This is a genomic window from Nocardiopsis sp. NPDC055879 (genome assembly GCF_053615935.1).
In genome coordinates this window covers 392584-415639 of record NZ_JBSHCT010000001.1, presented here as the reverse complement: position 1 = coordinate 415639, position 23056 = coordinate 392584, and the positions used below count along the sequence as shown (strand labels likewise).

At 70.1% G+C, this 23056-nt stretch carries 20 protein-coding genes and 1 riboswitch; of the genes, 9 read left to right on the top strand and 11 right to left on the bottom strand.

From position 1 onward, the window contains the following. Nucleotides 1–82: 82 nt before the first annotated feature. Nucleotides 83–2362: a 5-methyltetrahydropteroyltriglutamate--homocysteine S-methyltransferase gene (gene metE, locus ACWGKS_RS01715; protein ID WP_452455933.1), complete on the bottom strand. Its 2280-nt coding sequence runs from the start codon at nucleotides 2360–2362 to the stop codon at nucleotides 83–85. Nucleotides 2363–2503: 141 nt separating this feature from the next. Continuing rightward, nucleotides 2504–2726: riboswitch (cobalamin riboswitch) on the bottom strand. A 181-nt stretch (nucleotides 2727–2907) separates the two neighbouring features. Between metE and ACWGKS_RS01710 the strand changes: the two genes are divergently transcribed. Together ACWGKS_RS01710 and ACWGKS_RS01705 are read left to right on the top strand one after the other, a co-directional pair. After that, nucleotides 2908–4500 carry a polysaccharide deacetylase family protein gene (locus tag ACWGKS_RS01710; protein WP_452455932.1) on the top strand — a complete coding sequence of 531 codons (1593 nt, stop codon included), beginning with the start codon at nucleotides 2908–2910 and terminating at the stop codon, nucleotides 4498–4500. A gap of 215 nt (nucleotides 4501–4715) precedes the next feature. Then, nucleotides 4716–6158: a polysaccharide deacetylase family protein gene (locus ACWGKS_RS01705; protein WP_358514760.1), complete on the top strand. Its 1443-nt coding sequence runs from the start codon at nucleotides 4716–4718 to the stop codon at nucleotides 6156–6158. Nucleotides 6159–6177: 19 nt separating this feature from the next. On the opposite strand, the gene ACWGKS_RS01700 is transcribed toward ACWGKS_RS01705, so the two are convergent. The 3 genes from ACWGKS_RS01700 to ACWGKS_RS01690 form a co-directional block, all read right to left on the bottom strand. Beyond that, entirely contained in the window at nucleotides 6178–7353 is a 1176-nt protein-coding gene (locus ACWGKS_RS01700) for a quinone-dependent dihydroorotate dehydrogenase (RefSeq protein WP_358514765.1), read from the bottom strand. Continuing rightward, the gene (locus tag ACWGKS_RS01695) at nucleotides 7350–8273 is read right to left on the bottom strand and encodes a proteasome assembly chaperone family protein (protein WP_358514758.1); all 924 of its coding nucleotides are present in this window, start codon (nucleotides 8271–8273) and stop codon (nucleotides 7350–7352) included. The genes ACWGKS_RS01700 and ACWGKS_RS01695 overlap by 4 nt, the downstream gene beginning before the upstream one ends. Nucleotides 8274–8479: 206 nt before the next feature. Beyond that, nucleotides 8480–10234 (bottom strand): ABC-ATPase domain-containing protein, encoded by a 1755-nt coding sequence (locus ACWGKS_RS01690; RefSeq protein ID WP_358514756.1) that lies wholly within the window; start codon nucleotides 10232–10234, stop codon nucleotides 8480–8482. 145 nt (nucleotides 10235–10379) lie between these two features. On the opposite strand from ACWGKS_RS01690, the gene ACWGKS_RS01685 reads away from it, so the two are divergent. Both ACWGKS_RS01685 and ACWGKS_RS01680 read left to right on the top strand, forming a co-directional pair. Continuing rightward, a complete protein-coding gene (locus ACWGKS_RS01685) occupies nucleotides 10380–11618 on the top strand; it encodes a glycosyltransferase (protein ID WP_452455931.1) in 1239 nt (412 codons plus the stop codon). Further along, entirely contained in the window at nucleotides 11615–12118 is a 504-nt protein-coding gene (locus ACWGKS_RS01680; RefSeq protein WP_452521476.1) for a hypothetical protein, read from the top strand. The genes ACWGKS_RS01685 and ACWGKS_RS01680 overlap by 4 nt, the downstream gene beginning before the upstream one ends. 120 nt (nucleotides 12119–12238) lie before the next feature. Here the strand turns inward: ACWGKS_RS01680 and ACWGKS_RS01675 are convergent, their stop codons facing one another. The 3 genes from ACWGKS_RS01675 to ACWGKS_RS01665 are packed head-to-tail and all read right to left on the bottom strand — an operon-like array spanning nucleotide 12239 to nucleotide 13929. Further along, nucleotides 12239–12676: a hypothetical protein gene (locus ACWGKS_RS01675; RefSeq protein WP_452455929.1), complete on the bottom strand. Its 438-nt coding sequence runs from the start codon at nucleotides 12674–12676 to the stop codon at nucleotides 12239–12241. 12 nt (nucleotides 12677–12688) lie between these two features. Beyond that, on the bottom strand, nucleotides 12689–13465 hold the full coding sequence (locus ACWGKS_RS01670) for a PhzF family phenazine biosynthesis protein (RefSeq protein ID WP_358514747.1): 777 nt from the start codon (nucleotides 13463–13465) through the stop codon (nucleotides 12689–12691). Between the two features lie 23 nt (nucleotides 13466–13488). After that, complete coding sequence (locus tag ACWGKS_RS01665; protein WP_358514745.1) at nucleotides 13489–13929, bottom strand: Lrp/AsnC family transcriptional regulator; 441 nt, start codon at nucleotides 13927–13929, stop codon at nucleotides 13489–13491. A 133-nt stretch (nucleotides 13930–14062) separates the two neighbouring features. Here ACWGKS_RS01665 and ACWGKS_RS01660 point away from each other — a divergent pair, with 133 nt between their 5' ends. The 3 genes from ACWGKS_RS01660 to ACWGKS_RS01650 are packed head-to-tail and all read left to right on the top strand — an operon-like array spanning nucleotide 14063 to nucleotide 17483. Beyond that, nucleotides 14063–15160, top strand: coding sequence for a thiamine pyrophosphate-dependent enzyme (locus ACWGKS_RS01660; protein ID WP_358514743.1), 1098 nt, complete (start codon nucleotides 14063–14065; stop codon nucleotides 15158–15160). Further along, complete coding sequence (locus ACWGKS_RS01655; RefSeq protein ID WP_358514740.1) at nucleotides 15160–16173, top strand: alpha-ketoacid dehydrogenase subunit beta; 1014 nt, start codon at nucleotides 15160–15162, stop codon at nucleotides 16171–16173. The genes ACWGKS_RS01660 and ACWGKS_RS01655 overlap by 1 nt, the downstream gene beginning before the upstream one ends. Then, on the top strand, nucleotides 16170–17483 hold the full coding sequence (locus tag ACWGKS_RS01650; protein ID WP_358514738.1) for a dihydrolipoamide acetyltransferase family protein: 1314 nt from the start codon (nucleotides 16170–16172) through the stop codon (nucleotides 17481–17483). The genes ACWGKS_RS01655 and ACWGKS_RS01650 overlap by 4 nt, the downstream gene beginning before the upstream one ends. Before the next feature lie 73 nt (nucleotides 17484–17556). Here ACWGKS_RS01650 and ACWGKS_RS01645 read toward each other — a convergent pair whose 3' ends face one another. From ACWGKS_RS01645 to ACWGKS_RS01635, 3 genes are all read right to left on the bottom strand, one after another. Next, nucleotides 17557–18426, bottom strand: coding sequence for a hypothetical protein (locus ACWGKS_RS01645; RefSeq protein WP_358514736.1), 870 nt, complete (start codon nucleotides 18424–18426; stop codon nucleotides 17557–17559). Nucleotides 18427–19140: 714 nt separating this feature from the next. Next, a complete protein-coding gene (gene kynU, locus ACWGKS_RS01640) occupies nucleotides 19141–20379 on the bottom strand; it encodes a kynureninase (protein WP_358514734.1) in 1239 nt (412 codons plus the stop codon). Between the two features lie 61 nt (nucleotides 20380–20440). Continuing rightward, nucleotides 20441–21352 carry a tryptophan 2,3-dioxygenase gene (locus tag ACWGKS_RS01635; RefSeq protein WP_452521471.1) on the bottom strand — a complete coding sequence of 304 codons (912 nt, stop codon included), beginning with the start codon at nucleotides 21350–21352 and terminating at the stop codon, nucleotides 20441–20443. A gap of 203 nt (nucleotides 21353–21555) precedes the next feature. On the opposite strand from ACWGKS_RS01635, the gene ACWGKS_RS01630 reads away from it, so the two are divergent. Next, nucleotides 21556–22023, top strand: a complete 468-nt coding sequence (locus tag ACWGKS_RS01630; RefSeq protein ID WP_358514730.1) for an Lrp/AsnC family transcriptional regulator — start codon at nucleotides 21556–21558, stop codon at nucleotides 22021–22023. Further along, nucleotides 22020–22322: a DUF4031 domain-containing protein gene (locus ACWGKS_RS01625; RefSeq protein WP_358514728.1), complete on the top strand. Its 303-nt coding sequence runs from the start codon at nucleotides 22020–22022 to the stop codon at nucleotides 22320–22322. The genes ACWGKS_RS01630 and ACWGKS_RS01625 overlap by 4 nt, the downstream gene beginning before the upstream one ends. A gap of 22 nt (nucleotides 22323–22344) precedes the next feature. On the opposite strand, the gene ACWGKS_RS01620 is transcribed toward ACWGKS_RS01625, so the two are convergent. Continuing rightward, nucleotides 22345–23037 carry a response regulator transcription factor gene (locus ACWGKS_RS01620; protein ID WP_358514726.1) on the bottom strand — a complete coding sequence of 231 codons (693 nt, stop codon included), beginning with the start codon at nucleotides 23035–23037 and terminating at the stop codon, nucleotides 22345–22347. Between the last annotated feature and the right edge of the window lie 19 nt (nucleotides 23038–23056).

Here is a 23056-nt window from a genome sequence, read left to right as displayed (position 1 = left end):
CACCGGCTCCTCCCCGGAAGAAACGACGAGAGGGGGCCGCGGCTTCGTGCCGCGGCCCCCTTTTCGTGCGTTCGGGGTGGGATCAGAGGTCGGCGCGCACCCGGCGGGCCGCCTCCACCATGTTGCGCAGCGCCTGCTCGGTCTCGGTGTAACCGCGCGTCTTCAGACCACAGTCGGGGTTGGCCCACAGGTTCGCGGCGTCCACGTGCGAGACCGCCAGTCGCAGCGAGGCCTCGATCTCCTCGACCGAGGGCACCCGCGGCGAGTGGATGTCGTACACGCCCGGACCGATCCCGCGCTTGTAACCGCGCTCGCCCAGGGCCTCCACGAGCTCCATGCGCGACCGGGCCGCCTCGACGCTGGTGACGTCGGCGTCCAACGCCTCGATCCCGTCGACGATCTGGTTGAACTCCGAGTAGCACATGTGCGTGTGGATGGTCGTGCTCGACGCGACCCCGGAGGTGGCCAGTCGGAACGAGTCGACCGCCCACTTCAGGTACGCCGCCCGCTGTTCCTCGCGCAGCGGAAGCAACTCGCGCAGAGCCGCCTCGTCGACCTGGATGTGCCGGATGCCGGCCCGCTCCAGGTCGGCGACCTCGTCGCGCAGCGCCAGACCCACCTGGCGGGCGGTCTCACCCAGCGGCTGGTCGATACGCACGAACGACCAGGCGAGCATGGTGACCGGACCGGTCAGCATGCCCTTGACCGGCTTGTCGGTGCGCGACTGGGCGTAGGTGATCCACTCCACCGTCATCGGCTCGGGACGCGAGACGTCCCCGAACAGGATCGGCGGGCGCACGCACCGCGAACCGTAGGACTGCACCCACCCGTTCTCGGTGGTGGCGTAGCCCTCCAGCTGTTCGGCGAAGTACTGGACCATGTCGTTGCGCTCGGGTTCGCCGTGCACCAGCACGTCCAGACCGATCTCCTCCTGGAGCGCGATGACCCGGTCGATCTCCGCGCGCAGGAGCGCCTTGTAGTCCTCGGTGGGCAGTTCGCCCCGCCGGTGCGCGGCGCGGGCGCGACGCAGCTCGGCGGTCTGCGGGAAGGAGCCGATGGTGGTCGTGGTCAGCGGTCGCAGGGCGGCCACGTCCCGATCCTGGGGACGCTCGTAGGCGTCCGGGCCGAGGGCGTCCAGGCGGGCGCGCACCCGGGCGTCGGTGAAGGACGCGTCCCGCGGCTCGGACGCGCCCTGGTAGTCGGCGTCGGCTCCCTCGGAGAGCACCCGACCGAGCAGCGCGACCTCCCTGGTCTTCTGCTCGGCGAAGGCCAGGGTGGAGCGCAGCTCGGGCGCCAGTGAGGTCTCGGCGTCCAGGTCGATGGGCACGTGCAGCAGCGAGCAGGAAGTGCTCACCGTGAGCTCGTCGGTCAGGGCCAGGAGGGTGCCCAGTTCGGCGACGGCGGCCGGCAGGTCGGTGCGCCAGACGTTGCGGCCGTCCACCACGCCCGCGACCAGGCGGGTGGAGCCCAGCCCCGAGACGGCGGTGAGGTCGGAGGCACCCTCGGAGTCGGTGACCAGGTCCAGGCCCACGGCCTCGACCGGAGAGTCCTTGAGCACGCGCAGGGCGGCGGCGCCGATGGAACCGAAGTAGGTGGACACCAGGAGCGAGGGACGCTCGGTGAGCGACCCCAGGCGCTGGTAGGCGCGCTCCAGGTGGCCGACGGCGGCGCGACCCTCGTCGGTGGCCAGGATCGGCTCGTCGAGCTGGACCTCGGTGACGCCCGCGGCCGACAGGTCGCTCAGGAGCTTGGCGTAGGCGTCCAGGAGCTGGTCGAGGAGCTCGATGGGCTCCCAGCCCTCGGGAGCGTCCTCGGCGGCCTTGGCCAGCAGCAGGAAGGTCAGCGGACCGACCAGGACCGGGCGGGTCTGGAAACCGGCCTCGGCGGCCTCACGGAACTCGGCGAGGGGCTTGTCGCCGACCAGGCGCGGGCGGGTGCTCGGGGAGAGTTCGGGGACCAGGTAGTGGTAGTTGGTGTCGAACCACTTGGTCATCTCCAGCGGCGGCGCGCCCTGCTCGCCGCGGGCGAGGGCGAAGTAGCGGCGCAGCTGCTCGTCCCGCTCCTCTGCCTGGGCCGGGGAGGTGAAACGGGCGGGCACGAGGTCGAACAGGACCGCTGTGTCCAACACCTGGTCGTAGTAGGAGAAGGTGTTCGACGGGATGTCGTCCACTCCGGCCTCGCGCAGTCGGGCGTAGACGCCCTTGCGCAGGTCGGCGGCGACGGCGTCGAGTTCGGCGGCCGTGGTGTCGCCCTTCCAGTAGGACTCACTGGCGCGCTTGAGTTCGCGGGCGGGGCCGATGCGCGGGTAACCGTGGACCGTGGAGCGCACGGACGGCCCGGAGGCCGCGGGGTTGCTGACCATGAAGCTTCTCTCCCTCGTCGAAAGCCGGGTACCGGCCACGAGAGCGGGGCGAGGAGCGCGGCACGACGAGGGGCTCACCCGGGGCGCACGTGCCTGACGACCTCGGCCCTCCCTCGGGGCGCGGGACCACCGGCGGCACAGGCGCACCACCGGGTGGAGGCAGGTCTTCGGACTCGTGGGCGTTTCCGACGTCGTGCGCCGGTCGTCCTAATGATCACCGCTTCCCGGTTTTCCGACTTTTCCGGTCGGATCACCAGTGCTTATGGCGACGCTCGTTCCCACATACCGCTGCGGGGCAGTCCCGGATTCGCACCGGGTTCCCTCTTTCGACACACTCCGACCGACCGGAGCGGGCTCCGGGAGTCGATGGTGGGAGTGTGTACCTTCCACGCCTGCAAGTATAGGGAGCACCCCCTTCGCCCCTGCACCCGGCGTGACCCCTTGGCCCGGAGCACACCAGCGAACCCATTTCGTGTGCCCGGCATCACACCCGATACCAGCGTTACGCGAAAGACCCCCGTCCTTTCGCGAACGTTCGTCTGACGATGAGCGTGGAGAGCCCCCAGGTGAAGCAGCAAGACGGTCCCAGCATGGCCCCCGACCGCCCCGTTCTCACGGCAGCGATCGCGATGGTCGTCCTCTTGGGACTGGTGCTGTCGGCGACACGACCACCGGGCCTGCCCGAGGACGGAGTCATCGAGAGCATCACACGGAACGTGGCGGTGGACACCGACGACGACCTTCCGGCGGAAGGTTCCGAGGAGGGGACGACCGTGGTGGACACGGCCGCGCTCCCCGGCACCGAGGAGGCCTCGGTCGACTACGAGGGCGACAGTGAGGTGGCCGTCGCCTACCCGGCCATCCCCAACGCCGACCCCCTCACCGACTTCCTGGACCGCACCCTGACCGACCAGGTGCACGCCTTCGACGCCGCCAACCCCGGTGCGGCCTCCTTCGAGGGCGAGTGGCGGTTGACCGCCGCCGGTGACGGGGTCGTGGGCGTGCGGATCACCACCACCGAGACCGACTCGGAGGAGACCCGCGTCGGTCACAGCACCTACTGGTACGAGACCGACGACGGCTCGGTGCACGGTTCCAGCGGCCTGCTCGCCGGACAGGACGAGCTGGCCGCGCTCAACGACCGCGTACTCGAAGAGGTCCCGGACACCGTGGCGGCGGTGTCCCTGTACCCGATCAGCGGCCTTTACGACTCCCTCGCGTTCAGCCCCGAGGGCGACCTGATCGTGGAGTTCGACGATGGACAGGTCGCGCCCACCTCCGAGGGTCGCGTCGGCGTCGTGATCGAACGCGACGAGGCCGAGGAACTGCTGTCGGAGTTCGGGGTGCGGGCGCGCGACGCCGCGACCAAGGGCGTCGAGGAGTTCACCGTGGCCGCGGCCCCCGAGGCGGAGAAGGATGGCACCGGCGTCGCCTCCCCCGGTGAGATCTCCCCCGTCGACGACGGGATCGACTGCACCGACCCCGAGACGCGCTGCGTGGCGCTGACCTACGACGACGGCCCCGGCGGCCGGACCTCGGAGCTGCTGGACACACTCGCCGAGCACGACGCCAAGGCGACCTTCTTCGTCACCGGCCACCCGGTGATGGAGGACCCGTTCACGGTGCGCCGCACCTACGCGGAGGGCCACGAACTGGCCAACCACACCCTGGCCCACCCCGACCTGGCCACGCTCGGCGCCGGAGGCGTGCGCGCGGACCTGGACCCGGTCCAGGCGCTGGTGTACCGGGAGACCGGATACACGATGGACCTGATGCGTCCGCCCTACGGTTCCACCAACGACACCGTCGCCCAGGTCACCGAGGAGATGGGCATGGCCCAGATCCTGTGGAGCGTGGACACCAACGACTGGAAGGACCGCAAGGCCGGTGTGGTCGCCGACCGGGCCGTGGACGGCGCCTCGGACGGGGCGATCATCCTGATGCACGACATCCACGACACCACCATCGACGCGTCCCGCGAGATCGTCCGTGAGCTGGACGAGCAGGGCTACACCATGGTGACGGTCTCGCAGTTGCTCGGCACCCCGGAGCCGGGTCGCAGCTACGTCGACGGGGTTCCGGAGGAGCCCGAGGACGAGGAGTCCGAGGGGGCCCAGGGGGCCGCCGAGGACGGCTGACGGGGATCCTGGGATTACCGGGCCCGGGGCGCTGTCCACATGTGGACAGCGCCCCGGGCCCGGCGTTCTTCTCCCCTATGTTGCTCCCATCAGGTGCGGGAGCATCCGCTTTCAGGGAGAGGGAGCCGGGTTTGTCGTCGAGCGAGAACGCACCGGGACACACCACCGCCCGACGTCGTGGGAGCGGTGGGGGACGGCTCTGGCCCGGATCCCTGATGGTCGCCCTGGCCCTCCCCCTCGCCGCGTGTACGCAGGACCCGGCGGGCGGCGGCGACCCCGAGTCGATCGGAGTCCTGTCCGCGGAGATCGGTGACGGCGTCCGGGAACGGACGACCGGCGCGGAGGGGTACGAGGATCACCACCACGTCCCGGAGGCCGAGGTCGCGGTCTCCCTCCCCGAGTTCGCGAACGCCGAGCCCTTCACCGAGACCCTCGCGGCCCGAGCCGACGACGAGGTCCAGGACTTTCGCGCGGGAACCCGCGACCCGGTGAGCCTGGACATCGACTGGGAGCTGGTGGCCGCCGCCGACGGAGTGCTCGGGGTGCGACTCCTGCGCACCGAGGAGGACATGCACGGCCTTCGCGAGGGCTATTCCACCTACTGGTACGACGGGACCACCCGGCACACCGCCTACTCCACCGAGCTGCTCGCCGGGCAGGAGGAGCTGGACGCGCTCAACGACATCGTCCGCGAAGACCTCTCCGAGGACGTGGAGGTCGACCCCGACTCCCTGTTCCCCGTCCTGCGCACCTACGACTCCATCGGTTTCAACGGCGACGGCGACCTGGTGGTGGAGTTCGACGACGGGCACCTGTCACCCGTGGAGGAGGGACACGTGCCCTCCGCCGAGTTCGGCCGCAAGGTCGTGGTGGTCGACCACGAGACCGCCGCGCCGCTCCTGTCCGACCTGGGCGAGCGGGCCAGGGAGGCCTCCCTTGTGGACGAGACCGATCTGACGCTGCCCACCGCCGAGGACGACGACGCGCAGGACCCACCGCCGCCCGGGGTGTTCGTCCCCCATGTCCCGGACGTGGACTGCTACGACGGCGAAACGCGTTGCGTGGCGCTGACCTTCGACGACGGTCCGGTAGAGGCCACACCACACCTGTTGGACATCCTGGCCGAGGAAGAGGTCACCGCGTCGTTCTTCCTGAACGGAGGCCCCACCCTCACCCGGCCGGGGGTACTGCGTCGCGCCTACGCCGAGGGCCACGAGATCGCGAGCCACGGCGACGTGCACGACCCGATGAACCGGATGGAAGCCGAGGAACTGCCCGCCCAGGTCGCGGCGGTGGGAGCGATGATCCGCAGGCAGACCGGGCACACGGTGGAGCTGTTCCGGCCACCGTTCGGCGCCACCGACGAGGACGTGCACGGGGCCATCGCCGAGCAGGAGCTGGTGGAGACCATGTGGACGGTGGACAGCCAGGACTGGGAGGACCTGAAGCGCGACGAGATCGTGGAGAACGTGATCGGCCGGGTCGAGCCGGGCGCGGTGGTACTGATGCACGACCCGCTGCCCGAGACGCTGGCGGCCGTCCCCGAGATCATCGAACGCCTGCGGGGACTGGACTACGTGTTCGTCACCTCGACCCAGGCGATGGGCCACCCCGAACCCGGCTACAGCTTCCCCGAGGACTGGGACGGCGACTGGTGACCGGTCGCCGTCCCGGGCGTCAGCCGGCCTCGGTGGTCTCCGGGACCACCTTCAGGGCGGGGGCCGGGGCGTCCACACCCACGGCCTCCTGGATCGACCGGTAACCGGCGGCACGCACCAGGCGGGCCAGCCCACGGTGGATGCCGCGCGGCCACAGCGGACCGCCATAGATCAGACCGGTGTAGCCCTGCACCAGGGTCGCCCCGGCGCGGATGCGCGCCCAGGCGTCCTCAGGGGTCTCGATACCGCCGACGGCCACCAGGGTGACGCGGTCGCCGACCTTGGCGCGCAGCCGGCGCAGCACCTCCAGGGAACGCGTCTTGAGCGGGGCACCGGACAGGCCGCCGGCGCCGGCCTCCGTCACCCGCTCCTCCGGGGCGTCCAGCCCCTCCCGGGAGATGGTGGTGTTGGTGGCGATGATCCCGTCCAGGCCCTCGGCCAGGGCCAGGTCGGCGACGGCGTCGACGTCCTCGTCCGCCAGGTCGGGGGCGATCTTGACCAGCAGCGGCAGCGTGGGGCGGCCGGCCTCGACCAACGCCGCGCGGACCGCGGCCAGCAGGGGGCGCAGCTGTTCCACGCCCTGGAGGTTGCGCAGGCCGGGAGTGTTGGGCGAGCTGACGTTGACGACCATGTAGTCGGCGTAGCGGGCCAGTCGTAGGGCGCTGAGCGCGTAGTCGGCGGGAGCCTCGGCCTCCGGGGTGACCTTGGTCTTGCCGATGTTGACCCCGAGCAGGGGACGTTCCCGACCTGCGCGGCCTGCCTGGCGCTCCAGACGGGCCTGCTCGTGGTGCAGCCGCTCGGCGACCAGGGCCGAACCCTCGTTGTTGAAGCCCATCCGGTTCACGATGGCGCGGTCCTCGACCAGGCGGAACAGGCGGGGCCGTGGGTTGCCGGGCTGCGGGTGGGCGGTGACGGTGCCCACCTCCACGTAGCCGAAGCCGAGCGCGGCCAGGCCGCGTGGGCTCTCCGCGTTCTTGTCGAACCCGGCGGCCATGCCCAGGGGGCCGGGGAAGTCCCGGCCCAGGGCGTGCACGGTCAGCTCGGGCTCGCGCGGCCCCAGGACCCGGGTCAGGGTCTCGGCCACGCCGGGGATCGCGGTGACTCCGCGCAGTGCGGCGAAACTCAGCTTGTGGGCCCTCTCGGCGTCCATGTGCCGAAGGACCGAGCTGAAGAGGATCTGGTAGAACACGGCTATCCGTTTCCGTCGCCCTCGCGCTCTGCGAGGAAGCGTTCGAGTTCCGCGCCGAGTTCGTCGGCGGTGGGCAGGCCTACTTCGTCCTCGCCCAGCGGGGAGCCCGGGGTGTCGCCCTCGGAGCGCGAGGACATGATGTCGTCGTACTGGCGTTCCAGGTTGGTGACCACACGCTGGATCTCCTCGGAGGACGCTACCTGCTCGGCGATCTCCACATCGGTGGTGGCCGCCGTCTCCTCCACCTCGGTGGTGGACACGGCCAGTCCGGTGGCCCCGGTGACGTAGCCCAGGGCCGCGATGGCCGCGCGCGGGTACTGGGACTGGGACAGGTAACTGGGTACGTGGACGGCGTAGCCGATGAAGTCGTGGCCGCTCTCGCCCAGGCGGAACTCCAGCAGCGACACGGCGCTGCCGGGCACCTCGACCCGACCGATCCAGGGTGTGTGACCGGCGACCAGTTCGGGGCGGGTGGAGTGCGGGGTGACCGTCACCGGGCGGGTGTGCGGAACCGCCATGGGGATCCCATGGGTGCTGACGGACAGCGAGACGGTGAAACGGTCGACCAGCCGCTGGACGGCGGCGACGAACAGCTCCCACTCACGGTCCGGCTCGGGGCCGTGCAGGACGAGGAAGGGCGCGCCCTCGTCGTCGTGCATCCGGTACAGGGCCAGTTTGGGCGCCGTGTAGTCGATCCAGGTGTTCTCACGGAACGTCATCGATGGGCGACGGTCGCGGTAGTCCACGAGCCGGTCGGTGTCGAAGGTCGCGATCTCCTCGGCGGAGAACCGTTCGAAGAGCAACTCGGCCATCTGACGTCCCGCGTGTCCGGCGTCGACGAAGCCGTCCAAACAGACCAGCATCGCCTGCCCGGCGACGTCGTCGAAACCGGGATGGAGTTGGTACAGATCTGCGGGGTCACGCACCGGATTCTCGTCTCCAAAGGGGTCGGGAACGCAGGACGGCACTCACACCGACATCGGTCCGAGATGTTCCGTTTCGATGTCCTTCGGGGCTACCGCACCCTGCGTTTCCACAATACCGACCCGCCCCGACCAACGACCGGCCTCGACCCCCTCCGGGTGACCACGGACACACCGCGGCCACCCCACGGGCGGGTCCCGGCGCGAACTCAGCGTTGTTCGGCCACCCGCATGCTCCGCAACCGGTTGAGGACGGCTGCGATCTCCTGCCTGCGCGGCAGCGCGTAGTCCCCGGCGAAGTCCTCACCGAGCAGGGTCACGCCCCGCTCGGCCAGACCCTCCTCCAGGGAGTCCAGGGCCTCGGCCAGGGTCCTCCCACCGTCCAGGTGGCCACCGGCCACCAGGGCGCGCAACGCCAGCCCCGCTCCGGTGATCTGCCCGGCGTCGACGAACTGCTCCACCGCGCGCACGTCGATGTCGCTCTCGCCGAACACCAGCACGTCCATGTCGCGTCGCTTGAGCTTGGACCGCCCCCGGTCGGTGCGATCGTCCACCGACGCGCGGTCCACGATGCGGGCGCGTGGCAGCGCGAACTCCGCGTCGGTACGATCCCGGGCCAGGTCCCGGGCACGTTCGGTCACGTCGTGCGGGTGGTAGGCGTCCAACATGATCACGTGGTCGGCCACGTCGAAGTAGTCGCCGCTGCCGCCCATGACCAACACGGTCGAGACCCCGTGCTCTCGGCGCAGCGGGCGCACCAGGTCGACGAAGGGCACCAGGGGTTCGCGGTCTCCGTGCACCAGGGACTGCATGCGTTCGTCTCGGATCATCAGGTTGGTGGCGGTGGAGTCCTCGTCCACCAGCAGGGTGCGCGCGCCGATCTCCACCGCCTCACAGATGTTGGCCGCCTGCGAGGTGGAGCCGGAGGCGTTCTCGGTGCGGAAGTCACGGGTGTCCGCCCCGGTGGGCAGGTTGCGCACGAACGGGCTGACGTCCACCCGCTCCACCCGGCGACCCTCCTCGGCGCGGATCTTCACCGCGTCGTCCCTGGTCACCACCAGTTCCCGGCCGTCCTCGGGTACGTGGTCGTACACCCCGCGCTCCAGGGCGTGCAGCAGGGTCGACTTGCCGTGGAAGCCGCCGCCCACGATCAGCGTGATGCCCTCGGACACCCCCATCCCGGTCACCGTGCCCCGGTGTGGCAGGTCCACGCTCACCCGTAGGGAGTCCGGGGAGGTGAAGGGGACCACGCCCTCGCCGCGCATGGGTTCGTCGCTGATCCCACTGAGGCGGGGCAGGATCGCCCCGTCGGCGACGAACGCCACCAGTCCGCGCTCGGCCAGAGAGGCGCGCAGCGCGACGGTGTCGGCCACACTGTCGGCGAAGGCACGGGCGGCGTCCTGGTCGATCTCCTCCCAGTCCAGGTCGTCGACCAGCTCGGGGACGGTGCGGCACAGCTCGCGTTCGGCGGTACGGCCGTCGATGCGCCGCCCGTGCCCGGGCAGGTCCAGGCCGATCCGCAGGTCCAGTGAACCGTCCGCGCCCACCTGGCAGGACGAACGCGCGATGACCTCCTGACCCCCGGTGTCGATCCGCAGCAGCGACCCCTTGAGTCGGCGGCGGGCCAACCGGCCGAGGAAGTCGGCGGTGGCCCGGCGGCGCACCGGATCGGCGTAGGCGCCGCTCGGGATCCCGGCGTCGGGACGGAGGATGCGCACCCGCGAGGGTGGGGCGAACGGGTCGGCCTGGACCCGCTCCACGGTCAGGGTGAAGTCGCCGAAGTCCCAGTCGCCCTTGAGGGACTTGTAGCGCCCGTAGGAGGCGCCGTCCATCCTCAGCAGTTCCTGGGACAGACGGGCGTCGTCGCGCACGCCGCGGATGGGTTCGGGTTCGGGCCTGCGGCCACCACCCCCACGGCCACCGCCACCGCCACCTCGGTGACCGTTCCCCTGACGTCCCGACATCGTTTCCCCCAGTTCGGTGTACTGCGCTGCCCCGCCAGGTTAGGACTTTCCAGAAGTTCTCGCTCCGAGCCTGTGGACAACGTTGCCGTGTCGCGGACCGGGCGACTACGTTGCCTAGAGGCCCTTCCAGACAAGGAGTTCCGCCGTGAACACGGTCCTGTTCGCCCCGGAGACCTTCAACCTCGCCGAGACCACGCGGGCGATCGAGGTGGCCCGTCGACTGCGGGACCGGTACGAGTGCGTCTTCGCCGGTTACTCCGAGCGCTACGCGGGGCTGATCGAGGAGGCGGGGTTCGAGTACCACGCGCTCACTCCCCCGCTCAGCGAGGAACAGGCCGACCAGGCGATCCGCTTCGACCAGGGCGCCGGGCTCGAACACCCCTTCACCCCCGAGATGTTCCGGGAGCGGGTGGAGAGCGAACGCGCCCTCAACGCCCTGCTGCGCCCGGCCGCGACCGTCATCGGCAGTACCCTCAGCCAGTTCGTGTCCGCGCGCGCCGACGGCGTCCCCCTGGTCTACGTCAAACCGTTCGCGTACTCCTGGCCGCACCTGCGCCAAACCTCCGCGCTGCCCGTCGTCCAGGGGCACGGTCGCCTCGCCCGCGCCGTCAACACCACCGCGGCCCGGCTCCTGCGCGAGACCGCCCGGCACACCACCCTCAAACCCCGGGGTTGGGTCCGGATCGCCCAGGAGAACGGCGTGCGCCTGCCCCGGCGCACCGTCGACGCGCTGGACGGCGACCTCAACCTCGTCGCCTCCATCCGGCTGCGCCCCTACCTGTTGCCGCCGAACTACCGCTGGGTCGGGCCGGTCTACGCCCACCTGGACCACGAACTCCCGCCCGAGGTGCCACACCTGGTGCGCAAGGCCCGCAAGAGTCAACGCCCGGTGGTGTACTTCGCCATGGGCAGCTCGGCGAACCGGGACATCGTCCTTCGCGTCCTGCGTGAGCTGTCCCGTCTGCCCGTCACCGTCCTGGCCCCGGTCGCCCGCTACCTGGTCCCCGACGACCACCCGGAACTCGGAGAGCACGTGCACGTGTTCGACCTGCTCCCGGCGCATCGGCTCGACGACCTGATCGACGTCTCCGTCATCCACGGCGGCGAGGGCACCGTGCAGACCGCCGCCGCCTCCGGAAAACCGTTCGTGGGTATCGGCCTGCAGTTCGAACAACGCTGGAACGTCGACGAATGTGTACGCTTCGGCAACGCCGTGGGGCTCAGCCCCCGACAAGCCCACGGAGAGTCCCTCCGCCGCGCCTTCGAAGCGGTCCTGCACGACCCGGCCCTGCGCGCCCGCGCCCAGGACCTGCGCGAGCACCTCGCCCACACCGACGGCGCCCGGAACGCGGCCGACCACATCCACGCCCTGATCACGAGATGATCCGCGTCGAGCCGGTCTTGGAGCTCCCTGACGGAGCCTTCCTACCGCTGTCCGGTGACCTCTCCCCCACCGAGCTGACCATCTTTCTGCGCGAATGGACCGACTACAACGGTGTCGAGAGCCTGCGCGAACTCCTCACGGAGGAGATGACCCTCGTCCCGGGAGGCCTGCGCACCGTCCACGCCTCCGGAACGGGCGTGAACCCGGGCTGCTGCTGCGGCCTGGAGTACCGGCGAACCTGGCTGGGCCTGCTGGACCGACTGCCCGTGTGGATGGGCCACGACCCCGGCGTCGACCAGGAATTCGTAGGCGACAAGGTGCACCTGTCCCAGGAGGGCCGAGAACAGCGCATCGAGATACCCCTGCGGGATCTGCCCCACTTGCTCGCCCAGGCCCGTGGCCGGCTTCTGGGCCTGCTCGCTCTTGTCGAGGCCGGGGAGGGCCCGGAGGTCGCCGCCCTTCTTGATCGCGACCTCCACATCACCGACCCGTTCCCCTGACCGCGTCGGCTCAACACGTCGGCTCCCGGAAGGGGTGGCGTGAGTGAGTGGGGTGGGTTGGTGGGGCGCCTCGGGTCGGGGCCCCGCCCACACACCCCACACCCGCCCAACAACCCCTGGTCAGCCACCAGCGGTACCGGAGATGGTGGTGCGGAACGCGCGGTCGTGGTCGTCGACGGGCGCGTCATCCAGCGACGCGACGAACACCGCCACGGCCCGACCACCACCATCCCGGAGTTGCTCCGACACCTCCACCCAGTGGTGATGGTTGGGGTGTTCCATCTCGGTGCACCCCACGGCCGGGGACAGACCGGCGATGGCCGTGTCCAGCTGCTCGGGGGTGAGCTCGTAGGTGGCGGTTCCGGAGGTGTGCCCACAGGCACGCCCCAGGGCGATGGCGGGGAGGAGGCGCTCACCGACGTTGACCAGGGTGAAACCGGTCTCGCCCCCTTGGTGCACACCGACGGCGTAGGCGGCGGGTCGCTCCCAACCGGGATGTTCCTCCTCCAGTCGGGTCAGTCCGGCGACGATCTCGTCCCTGGTGTTCCACTGCTCCATGGGGGATCCCTTTCAGACCTTGAGGTCGCCGGTGGCGACGGAGACGGCGTGCCCGCCGATGTGGACCCGGTCGCCGCGCCAACGCAGGAGCAGGTCGCCGCCGCGCGCTGAGGCCTGGTGGGCGGTGAGTTCGGTGCGGCCCAGGCGTTCGCCCCAGAAGGGCGCGAGCACGGTGTGGGCGCTGCCGGTCACCGGGTCCTCCGGTACGCCGGAACCGGGGGCGAAGAACCGGGAGACCATGTCGTACTCGGTACCGGGCGCGGTCACGATGATTCCACGCGCGGGGATGTCGCGCAGGCCGTACAGGTTCGGCTCCAGGCCTCGGACGGCGGCTTCGTCGGCGACCTCGACGAGCAGGTCGTCGGTTCCGCCGCGACCGACCCAGAGGGGTTCCACGCCCAGGTGTTCGGCGAGTCCTTCGGGGGCGTCGATCTTCTCGGCCGGTCGTGAGGGGAAGTCCAGCCACAGCCGCCCGTCCTCCGCGGTCACGGTGAGGGGACCGCTGCGGCTGCTGAAGCGGTAGGGCCCCTCGACACCGAGTTCGGTGAGCACGTGTGCCGTGGCCAGGGTCGCGTGCCCGCACAGGTCGATCTCGACTTCGGGGGTGAACCAGCGCAGTTCACGCGTGCCGTCGGCCAGGGGGCGCGTGAAGGCGGTCTCGGAGAGGTTGAACTCGGCCGCCACCCGCCGGGCCCATGCCTCGTCGTAGGGACCGTCCAGGACGAGTACGGCCGCGGGGTTGCCCTTGAAGGGTCGGTCGGTGAAGGCGTCGACGACTCGATATTCCATACCTTCAGGGTAGGACGTGGCGGTCACTGTAGATGTGGCTCGTCCAGGATGAACATGGTCTGGGTGCTCTTGACCTCGGGCAGGCGTTGGAGGCGTTCGAGGACGAACGTGCGCAGCGCCGCGGCGTCGGTGACGCGTACGAGGAGGAGCAGGTCGACGTCGCCGGAGACGAGTGCGGCGTGGTCGACCTCGGGGATGTCGCGCAGGTATTCGCGAAATCGTTCCCAGGAGTGCTGTTCGATGCGCACCGACACGTAGGCGGACAGGGCGGTGCCGTACTTCTCAGGGTCGATGACGGCGGTGAAGCCCCTGATCACCCCGTCGTTGCGGAGGCGTTCGAGCCGGGAGTAGGCGTTGGCCCGGGAGATGTGCGCGCGCTCGGCGACGGCGCGGATCGACATACGACCGTCATCGCGAAGGAGGGCGATGATCCGACGGTCGGTGTCATCCAGCTGCACGGCCATGTGTCTTACCTCATACCGTCCAGGTGATGGACATATTAGATGTTCTGTACCGGGGGGCACCATGCCGAGCAATTCGTCCAGCATCGGCGTGGAGGGATCGACAATATGGGGTGATTCGGCTCATATTCAAGACATGAAGCACACCGATGAGCGAACTCGTCCGGTTCCTCCCCTGCCCTCCCAGGAACCGGTGCGCCTCGTGGACCGGCACGGCGGCCGTCGCGAACACTCCTCGTTCACCGCTCCCGACCCCGCCGTGCTCGCCGAACTCCACCGAGCGATGGTCATCGGACGCCGCTTCAACCAGCAGGCCGGCACCCTCGCTCGCCAGGGACGGCTCGCGGTCTACCCGTCCTCCACCGGACAGGAGGCCGCGCAGGTGGGCGGGGTGCTGGCCCTGGGCGAACGGGACTGGCTCTTTCCCAGCTACCGCGACAGCGTCGCCATGATCACGCACGGCGTGGACCCGGTGGAGACGCTCACACTCTTCCGCGGGGACTGGCACTGCGGCTACGACCCGCCCCGTTACCGCTGCGCCCCGCAGTGCACCCCGTTGGCCACCAACGCCTCGCACGCCGTCGGCCTCACCTACGCCGCCCGACATAAGGGCCACGACGTGGCCGCCCTGGTCCTGATGGGCGATGGGGCCACCAGCGAGGGCGACGCCCACGAGGCCTACAACTTCGCGGCCGTGTGGAACACCCCGGTGGTGTTCCTGGTCCAGAACAACCACTGGGCCATCAGCGTGCCGCTGCACCGGCAGAGCGCGGCCCCCACGCTGGCCCACAAGGCGGTGGGGTACGGCATGCGCGGCCACCACGTGGACGGCAACGACGCCGCCGCCGTGCACGCCGTGGTCGCCCACGCCCTGGCCGAGGCCCGCGCGGGCGGCGGCCCGGCCATCGTGGAGGCGCTCACCTACCGGGTCGATCCGCACACCAACGCCGACGCCCCGCAGCGGTACCGCGACGACGGCGAGGTGGCGTACTGGGTCGAGCGTGACCCGTTGATCCGTATGGAGACGCTGCTGCGCAACGAGCAGATCGTCGACGACGGACTCCTGGAGGTCTACGAACGCGACGCCGAACGGGTCGCCACCGTGGTCCGCGACCGGATGGCGGGCGAGGACCGACTCGACCCCGCGTCCCTGTTCACCGACGTCTACGCCGAGGTCCCGCCGGTGCTGGAGCGGCAACGGAGCGAGCTCGCCGAGGAGTTGCGGGAGGTCTGATGGCGCACACGTTCCCCACCTCCGAGACCACCATGGGCGCGGCCCTGAACCGTGCCCTGCACGACGCCTTGGCCGCCGACCCGAACGTGCTGGTCTACGGCGAGGACGTCGGACCGTTGGGCGGGGTGTTCCGGGTGACCGACGGGCTGACGGCGGCCTTCGGCGAGGAGCGCTGTTTCGACTCGCCCCTGGCCGAGTCGGGGATCGTGGGCACCGCGATCGGGATGGCCGCGTACGGGCTACGGCCCGTGGTGGAGATGCAGTTCGACGCCTTCGCCTATCCCGCGTTCGAGCAGGTCACCTCACATCTGGCGAAGATGCGCAACCGGACGCGCGGCGCGGTGACGCTGCCCGTGGTGATCCGTGTCCCCTACGGCGGTGGGATCGGCGGAGTGGAGCACCACAGCGACTCCTCCGAGGCCTATTACACGCACACCCCCGGACTGCGGGTGGTCACCCCGGGCACGCCCGCGGACGCCTATTCGATGCTGCGCGAGGCCATCGACTGCGACGACCCGGTGCTGTTCCTCGAACCCAAGCGCCGTTACTGGGCCAAGGAGGCCGTCGAACTGCCCGTACGCACCGAACCCATGGAGCGTTCGGTGGTACGACGGTCCGGCTCCGACGCCACCCTGATCGTCTACGGCCCCATGGTGGCCACAGCTCTGGAGGCCGCCGAGACCGCCGCCGGCGAGGGGCGCGACCTGGAGGTGGTGGACCTGCGTCAACTGGCCCCGTTCGACGACGCCACCGTGACCGCTTCGGTACGCCGGACCGGCCGCGCCGTGGTGGTGCACGAGGCTTCGGTCTTCGGCGGCTACGGGGCCGAGGTCGCCGCGCGCGTCACCGAACAGTGCTTCCACCACCTGGAGGCCCCGGTACTGCGCGTGGGTGGGTGGGACGTCCCCTATCCCCCACCGAAGCTGGAGGAACACCACCTGCCCGGGGTCGACCGGATCCTGGCCGCCGTGGACCGCCTGCAGTGGGAGTCGGAGTGGGTGGAGGACCGGTGAGCACCTTCGAACTCCCCGACCTGGGTGAGGGGTTGACCGAGGCCGAGATCGTGTCGTGGCTGGTGAGCGCGGGCGACGAGATCGTCGTGGACCAGCCGGTCGCCGAGGTGGAGACCGCCAAGGCCACCGTGGAGGTCCCCTGTCCCTTCGGTGGCGTCGTCACCGAACTGCACGGAGCGGTCGGCGCGGTCGTCGCCGTCGGCGCTCCGCTCATCTCCGTCGCCCCCGCCCGACCCTCCGGGGCGGGTGGCGACCCTCGGACCACCGTGCCGAGCACACGGGAGGTCCCGGACTCCGCGGGCGGCAACGGCGCCGCCGACCACAGCGCGGATTCGGGTGCCGTCCTGGTGGGCTACGGCACGGGAACGGGCGCGCGGCCCTCGCGTCGCGCCGCCCGCGGGTCGGGCGGGCCGCCTCGATCAACGGCGATCGACGGCTCGCCCACGACCTCCGATGGGCCGACCAGGGTGATATCGCCCCTGGTCCGACGGCTGGCACGGGAGCACGGCGTCGACGTGTCCGCGTTGCGCGGCAGCGGAGAGAACGGGCTGGTGCTGCGCCGGGACGTGGAGTCTCGGATCGCCTCTGCCCCACCGCCCCGCACGTCCGAGGAACCCGGGGTGCACCGTGCGCCGTTGCGGGGCGCGCACCGGACCATGGCCGAAAGACTGTCGCGTTCACGCCGGGAGATCCCGGAGGCCACCGTGTGGGTGGACGCCGACGCCGGCGCGATGATGGAGCTGCGTTCACGGCTCAACGAGGCGGCGCCGGACCGGCCGGTGAGCGTACTGGGCCTGGTTGCCCGGTTCGCGCTGCTGGGTCTGGCCCGCTTCCCCGAACTCAACGGTCACTTCGACACCGAACGCGGTGAGACCGTGCGCTTCGACGCGGTGCACCTGGGGTTCGCCGCGCAGACTCCGCGCGGCCTGGTGGTCCCGGTGCTCGCCGACGCGCACCGCCTCACCACCCGTGAGTTGTCGGCGCGGTTGGGCGAGCGCGCCGAGGCGGCGCGCTCCGGTTCCCTCGGCCCCGGCGAGTTGTCCGGCGGGACCTTCACCGTCAACAACTACGGGGTGTTCGGGGTGGACGGCTCGGCGGCGGTGATCAACCACCCCGAGGTGGCGATCCTCGGCCTGGGTCGGATCCTGCGTCGTCCGTGGGTGGTGGGCGACGACGTGGTGCCGCGCCCGGTGGTGGAGCTCACCCTGGCCTTCGACCACCGTGTGTGCGACGGCGGTGTCGCGGGCGGTTTCCTGCGTTGGGTGGCCGACTGCGTGGAGCGCCCCGAACTTCTGCTCGGCGACATGTGAGGAAGGGCCGCGCGATACGCGCGACCCTTCCTCTGCCCACTCTCCGGTGAACCGTCCGGGGTGGTGGTCTCGGCTACTTGTCCTTGCCACGCAGACGGTCGATGAACGAGGCGATGCCGTGACGGCCGTCGCTCTCGGCCATGAGTCCCTTGCCGCTGTCGTCGGTGGCACCGGCGTGGGCGCCTGAGGGACGACGGATCCAGGCGAAGGCCAGCGCGATGAGGATGGCGGGGATGATCGCCAGGGTCAGCAGGCCGGCGGCCGAAGGGGTGCCCTCGGCGTTCATCAGCCCGAAGCCGGACAGGTCGTTGGCCGCGGTCTCGGCGGTGACGCCGTCGTCCTGGCCCTCGTCCTCGGAGGTCGCGGGAGCGGCGTCCTGCTGCTCCTCTTCCTCGGTCTCCTGCTCGTCCTGCTTCTCGGAGGAGTCCTCGGACTCCTTCTCGGCCTGCTCTTCCTCGGGCTCCTCCTCTTCCTCTTCCTCCTGGGGCAGGTGCTCCTCGGGGACCGGGGCGACGGCGTTCTCGCACTTGTTGTCGGGCTGTTGGAAGGGGTGGGGGGCGCCCTCTTCACCGTTGCCGTCGCCCCATTCGGTGATGAAGTACTCGACCTCGGCGTGACCGTTGCCGCCGTCGACGACGAGGGTCTCGTCGTTCCACTCCTCGCCCATCATGTCGGCGAAGGTCTTGCCGTCGATGTCCAGGAGGACGTCACAGTCGTTGGAGGGCTCACCGGGACCGCGGTCGCCGATGAAGAACTCGTGCTGCTCACCCTCGTACTCGATGTAGCCCTCGGTACCCAACGGCCAACTGGGGCTGGAGAAGAGCCCCTTCTGCATGGGCTCGCCACCTGCGGGCGCACCCGTGTCACCGTTGATGCCGGAACCGTCGTCCCAGAAATAGGTCGCGGTGACTTCGCCGTACTGGATGGGAGTGTCGTTGCTCATGGATTATCAGCCAGGTTGGTGACAGGGCCGAGAAGGCCGCCCAGGACAGGTCGGGGCACACGGGGGCACGCGGAGCGGCACACGGTGGGTGAGATCAGGTCATGGGGCTTCCCGCGTCGCCGGCGGCGAGCGGCGGGTGGGAACGGGGGGCCGGATCGGCTCCGCCGTAACAGCCGGCACTTGGATTCGCGCGGCTCGTTCCCTGAGACGAAAAGAAGGCCTCGTCTTCCCTTCCGGCCTGTGGCCGGTCAAGGGCTCGGCACCGGCTCGTTAAAGATCAATAACGAACCGGTCACGAAGGACACTAACCCAGCGGTTGGCAAAGTACCGAAGGATTCTGGGTAAAATGACGGTCGGCATTCGTGCAATTACCTTATGACGCCACCCGACAAAGGGCCTGAAACCACGAAAAACCCCTGACCACAGGGGACCCAGGGTCTGAACGAGGGCGGCGAAGGGGCCCGATGGTGACCCTCGCCATAAACCGAGATACATGGCGCGAGACCACCCGGAACCCCTCTCAAAGCCCTCATAACGGCCGGTAGGTCACGACACGCCGCATATGTCGGACGTGACTTCGGAGGGGCCTGTCGTGGTAAAGGACACGCAAGTCCATGCCGGCCCGGGGTCAGGTCACATCGGTCGAGGTCCATCGGACGTAAAGAACTCCCCGGTGGGTCGTCCCACCGGGGAGTCGATTCCGGGTCATCCGGGTCAGGTGACCTGTGACCTCCGGTTGAAGCGCTCGTCTCGCCACTCACCCGACTCCACGACCTCCACCAGGTGGGCGGCCGCGTCGAAGACGTCCACGTAACGCAGGTACAGCGGCGTGAACCCGAACCGCATGACGTCGGGGGACCGGAAGTCACCGATCGCGCCGCGTTCGATAAGCGCCTGCACGATCGGATACCCGGCGCCCTCCTCCGGTTCGAGCAGGGACACCTGACTGCCACGACGATCGTGTTCGGCCGGGGTGATCGAGGACAGTCCCACCGAAGCCGCACGGGCCAAGAACAGGTCGGTCATGGCCAGGCTCTTGGCCCGCACCCCTGCCATGTCGGCCTTGGCCCACACGTCCAGCCCCGCCTCCAGCGCGGCGTCCGCCACCAGGGGCTGTGAGCCGCTGAGAAACCGGGAGACGCCCGGGGAGGGCTCGTATTCGGGGGTGAAGTCGAAGGGGCGGGCGTGACCGTGCCAGCCGCTCAGCGGCTGCTCCGCCGTGGTGTGGTGGCGACGGGCCGCGTACAGGAACGCGGGCGCGCCGGGACCGCCGTTGAGGTACTTGTACGTACACCCCACGGCGAAGTCCACGTCCTGGCCGGACAGGTCCATGGGGACGGCTCCGGCGCTGTGGCACAGGTCCCAGACCACCAAGGCGCCGTGTTCGTGGGCCATTCGGGTGATGCCGGCCATGTCGCGCAGCACGCCACTGCGGTAGTCCACGTGGCTCAACAGCACGACGCCCACGTCGCCCCTGGCGAGTTCGGCGGCCAACGCGGGGCCGTCCGGGTCGATCCGGCGCTGGCGGGCGCCGGTCAGGGAGACGGCGCCCTCGGTGACGTACAGGTCCGTGGGGAAGTTGCCGGCCTCCCCCAACACGACCGATCGGCCGGACAGGCGCAACGCCGTGACCAGGCACTTGAACAAATTGGCGGAGGTTCCGTCGCCGACGATCACCTCGTCGGGGTCGGCGCCCACCAGAGGGGCCACCTTCGCGCCCAATGTGCGCGGCTTGTCCCACCAGCCGGCGTCGTTCCAGCTACGGATGAGGTCCTGTCCCCACTCGCGCTCGATCATGTCGGCCACCCGGCCGGGGGTGGAACGCGGCAGCGCGCCCAGCGAGTTCCCGTCGAGGTAGATCACCCCTTCGGGGAGGACGAACTCCTCGCGGAGGTGGGCGAGGGGGTCGGCCGCGTCCAGCGCGGCGCAGTCCTCACGGGTGGTGGGTGTCATCGGGTCCCGCTTCCTACATAGATCCGGTGGGCCGGGGTGGCTCGAAAGGTTCGGGTCGACGTCAGACCGTGCTGCGCAGCGACCACAGCTCGGGGAAGACGTCCTTCTCGACGTTGCGGGCCAACCAGTTCAGTCCGTTGGACCCGCCACTGCCGGGCTTACCCCCCATGGTGCGCTTCACCGCCATCAAGTGCAGGTGACGCCACCGGGTGACCCGCTCGGCGACGTCCAGCAGTCCCTCGGCCAGCAGGAACAGGTCGTTGCCTGGACGGTCGTCCTCGTAGACCCCCAGCCAGACGCGCTCGACCTCGGCGGAGGGTTCGTACTCACCGGTCCAGTCGCGCTCGGTGACCGTGGTGGGGACCGGCAGACCGCGTCGGCCCAGCAGGCGCAGCGCGGCGTCGTACAGACCGGGGCGTTCCAGGATCTCGGCGAGTTCGGCGGCCACACCGGTCATGCCCTTGTGCGGGCGGATCATGGCGGCGGACTTGTTGCCGAGGAGGAACTCCAGCTTTCGGTAGCCGTAGGACTGGAAGCCCGAGGCCTCGCCGAAGGCGTCCCGGAACCGGTTGAACTGGGTGGGGGTCATGTCGGAGAGCAGCCCCCAGGAGGAGTTGAGTACGTCCTGGACGTTGCACGCGCCGCGCAGCGCGACCAGGGCCGCGGGTACGTCGTCGGCTTCCAGGGCGTCGCGGGCCGTCTCCCACCGTCGCTGTACCTGGGGGAAGAGCAGCTCCATGACCTGGGTGGTGACGATGAACGCGGACTCGGCGGGTTCCTCGGTGCGAGGTCGCTCCAGGTCGAGCAGGGTGTCGATGCCCACGTAGTCGACGTAGGGGGTGTTGTGGTCGAAGGCCAGGGTCGGCTCGCCCTTGTTGCTCTCGGCCTTGCGGGCCCGGGCCGTCGCGACGTCCTGCGCGCCGCCCTCGGCGGGTGCGTAGGGGCACTGCTGGACGGACGTGTTGGAGAGCATGGTCTCTACCCCTCGGGTACGGCGTGGCTTCGGTGTTCGCACGCCCTGCGGCGCCACCGGGTTCCGCCGTGCACGGCGCCGTGAACGTGAGCTCACATGATCGGACATATCACCCAGGGAAGGAATGGCCGATGGTAACGCGGATCCCCCATCGGGTTTACATTCATTACTGGAAACCGATCTCGACCTTGGGAACGAAAAGCATGGCCCCACACACTCCCCTCCCGTTGGACGGCGTTGACCAGCGGATCCTCCACGAGCTCCAACAGGACGGGCGTCTGTCGTTCAACGAGCTGTCCCGCCGGGTCAACCTCTCGGCGCCCGCCGTGGCCGACCGTGTCCGCAGGCTCACCGACCGCGGGGTCATCACCGGCTACCACGCGCACGTCGACCCGGCCGCCGCCGGGCTGCCGGTGACGGCGTTGGTCCGGATGGAGTGCTTCGGCGCCCACTGCCTGCTGCGCGAACGGTCCTCGCTGGAGCTGCCCGAGATCCTCCAGGTCCACCGGGTCACCGGTGACGCCTGCTGCTTCCTGCTCATCGCGGTGCGCTCCATGGAGCACTTCGAGGAGGTCATCGACCAGCTCGCCGAGCACGGTCGGCCCTCCAGCACCATGGTCATGTCCAGTCCGGTGCCCTGGCGCGCGGTGACCGCACCGGAGGCGTCGTGAGCGTCCTGGTCGACAGCCCGGTCTGGCCCGGTCCACGCGGATGGCGCTTCGCACACCTGGTCAGCGACGTGTCCCTCGACGAACTGCACGCCTTCGCCCGCGAGCTCGGGGTTCCCGAGCGCGCCTTCGAACGGGACCACTACGACATCCCCGAGCACGTACACGCCCGGGCGGTGGCGCTCGGCGCCGAACACGTCAGCGGACGCGAGTTGGTCACCCGGCTGCGCGCCTCGGGGTTGCGCAGGCCCAAGCACCGGCCGATGCTCGACCGGAGAAGCCGGCCCTCGTCGCAGGTCTGACGCGGCCGTTCGATCTCGGCGCTCACGTCGGCCCGGGCCCGAGCCTCCCACCGTCGTCGGCGTCCCGCTCCACCAGGCCCGCCTCGTAGGCGAGGATGGCGGCCTGGACCCGGTTCTTCATCCCCAACCGGCCGAGGATGGCGCTCACGTAGCTCTTGACGGTGCCCTCCACCAGGAAGAGCCGTCCGGCGATGTCGGCGTTGGACAACCCCGTGCCGACCAGGGCGAGCACCTCACGTTCGCGATCGGTGAGTTCGGCCAGACGTTCGGCGGCGGCGGCCTCCCTGGCCGCCCTCCCGGAACCGATCCGGCTGATCACCTGCCGTGCCACGTGTGGGGACAGGTAGGCGCCACCGTCCGCGACGGCGTGCACTCCGGAGATGAGCTGGCGCGGGTCACCGGCCTTGAGCAGGAACCCGGCGGCCCCGTCACCGAGCGCCTGGGCGATGTACTCGTCCTCGCCGAAGGTGGTCAGGATGACGACCCGGGTGTCCGGCGCGAGCTTGCGGAGTTCGGCCGTGGCGGCCAGGCCGTCCATCCGGGGCATGCGGATGTCGAGCAGGGCGACGTCGGGGCGGTGGGCGAGGACGAGTTCCACGGCCTCGCGTCCGTCCGCCGCCTCGGCCACCACCTCGATGTCCGGGTCGCTCTCCACGATGGCCCGCACACCCGCGCGGATCATCGCCTCGTCGTCGGCGAGCAGCACCCTGATCACGAACGTTCCTCCTCGGGGG

Excerpts from the sequence above, each read along its gene's own strand:
- metE (WP_452455933.1), bottom strand. The coding sequence starts at position 2,362 with ATGGTCAGCAACCCCGCGGCCTCCGGGCCGTCCGTGCGCTCCACGGTC.
- ACWGKS_RS01710 (WP_452455932.1), top strand. The coding sequence starts at position 2,908 with ATGAGCGTGGAGAGCCCCCAGGTGAAGCAGCAAGACGGTCCCAGCATG.
- ACWGKS_RS01705 (WP_358514760.1), top strand. The coding sequence starts at position 4,716 with ATGGTCGCCCTGGCCCTCCCCCTCGCCGCGTGTACGCAGGACCCGGCG.
- ACWGKS_RS01690 (WP_358514756.1), bottom strand. The coding sequence starts at position 10,234 with ATGTCGGGACGTCAGGGGAACGGTCACCGAGGTGGCGGTGGCGGTGGC.
- ACWGKS_RS01680 (WP_452521476.1), top strand. The coding sequence starts at position 11,615 with ATGATCCGCGTCGAGCCGGTCTTGGAGCTCCCTGACGGAGCCTTCCTA.
- ACWGKS_RS01675 (WP_452455929.1), bottom strand. The coding sequence starts at position 12,676 with ATGGAGCAGTGGAACACCAGGGACGAGATCGTCGCCGGACTGACCCGA.
- ACWGKS_RS01670 (WP_358514747.1), bottom strand. The coding sequence starts at position 13,465 with ATGGAATATCGAGTCGTCGACGCCTTCACCGACCGACCCTTCAAGGGC.
- ACWGKS_RS01665 (WP_358514745.1), bottom strand. The coding sequence starts at position 13,929 with ATGGCCGTGCAGCTGGATGACACCGACCGTCGGATCATCGCCCTCCTT.
- ACWGKS_RS01660 (WP_358514743.1), top strand. The coding sequence starts at position 14,063 with ATGAAGCACACCGATGAGCGAACTCGTCCGGTTCCTCCCCTGCCCTCC.
- ACWGKS_RS01655 (WP_358514740.1), top strand. The coding sequence starts at position 15,160 with ATGGCGCACACGTTCCCCACCTCCGAGACCACCATGGGCGCGGCCCTG.
- ACWGKS_RS01645 (WP_358514736.1), bottom strand. The coding sequence starts at position 18,426 with ATGAGCAACGACACTCCCATCCAGTACGGCGAAGTCACCGCGACCTAT.
- kynU (WP_358514734.1), bottom strand. The coding sequence starts at position 20,379 with ATGACACCCACCACCCGTGAGGACTGCGCCGCGCTGGACGCGGCCGAC.
- ACWGKS_RS01635 (WP_452521471.1), bottom strand. The coding sequence starts at position 21,352 with ATGCTCTCCAACACGTCCGTCCAGCAGTGCCCCTACGCACCCGCCGAG.
- ACWGKS_RS01630 (WP_358514730.1), top strand. The coding sequence starts at position 21,556 with ATGGCCCCACACACTCCCCTCCCGTTGGACGGCGTTGACCAGCGGATC.